General features: G+C 76.1%; 2 protein-coding genes. One reads left to right on the top strand and one right to left on the bottom strand.

From position 1 onward, the window contains the following. The coding region (locus OEY_RS28325) for a CBS domain-containing protein (protein WP_043805222.1) at positions 1 to 759 on the top strand (759 nt) is incomplete at its 5' end. A 3-nt stretch (positions 760 to 762) separates the two neighbouring features. On the opposite strand, the gene OEY_RS28320 is transcribed toward OEY_RS28325, so the two are convergent. Continuing rightward, the coding region (locus OEY_RS28320) for a universal stress protein (protein WP_010593927.1) at positions 763 to 972 on the bottom strand (210 nt) is incomplete at its 5' end.

Raw genomic sequence — 972 nt, 5'->3', positions numbered from 1 at the left:
CTGGTGACCGCGACGATCGGCTGGCTGGGCGCGACCAACCTGGTACTCGCCGTGTTCAACCTGCTGCCGGGTGCGCCGCTGGACGGTGGGCGGGTCGTGCGGGCGGTGTTGTGGCGCCGCACCGGCGACCGGCTCGCCGCCGCGAGCGGCGCCGCCCGCGCCGGCCGCGCGGTGGGGTTGGCGCTGATCGTGCTCGGCGCCGCCGAGACGCTCGCCCTCGGCAGCGCGGGCGGCCTGTGGATGATGCTCCTCGGCTGGTTCCTGCGGACCGCAGCCAACGCCGAGCTGGCGAACGCCTCGCTGGGGCACCAGCTCGGCGACACCCGGGTCGGTGACGTCATGACGGCGTCGCCGGTGACCGCACCCGGGAGTGCGAGCGTGGCGCAGCTCCTCACCGTCGCGGCCCGCGGCACGCACCACCGGGTGTTTCCTGTGGTCGACGACGGGAACCGGCCCATCGGCGTGGTGTCGCTGGCCGACCTGACCCCCGTCCCGGAGGGCGAGCGCACGGTCGTCACCGTCGCGGACCGGGCCCGGCCGCTGCCCGCGGCGGCGCGAGTACCGGCCGACGCCTCGCTCGCCGAGGTCGCGAGCCGGGTGCTGCTGCGGCCGGGGCTCGACCTCGTGGCCGTCGTGTCGGGAGACCGCCTCGTCGGCATCGTCACGGCAACCGACCTGGTGCGGGCCTGCGATCGCAGCGCCCTCGGCCTGCCCGTCCGCCGCACTCCGCCGCCGGACGAGCAGCCCCGGCCGGAGTAGTCCCTAGCTGCGCCGGACGACGAGCAGCGGGCACGGCGTCGTGTGCAGCAGTGCCCGGCTGGTCGAGCCGAGCAGCATGCCCTCGAAGCCGCCGCGGCCGCGGCTGCCGACGACCAGCAACCGGGCGTTCTCCGCCCGTTCGAGCAGGTGGCGCACGGGCCGGTCCCGCACCACGACCCGTTCCACCTCGACGTTCGGATAGTCCTGCGCGCG

It is taken from the genome of Rhodococcus sp. P14, from assembly GCF_000256505.1.
In the GTDB taxonomy this organism is placed as follows: domain Bacteria; phylum Actinomycetota; class Actinomycetes; order Mycobacteriales; family Mycobacteriaceae; genus Rhodococcus; species Rhodococcus ruber.
Note: the sequence above shows the minus strand (reverse complement) of the source record. Positions and strands in the feature narration are given on the sequence as shown.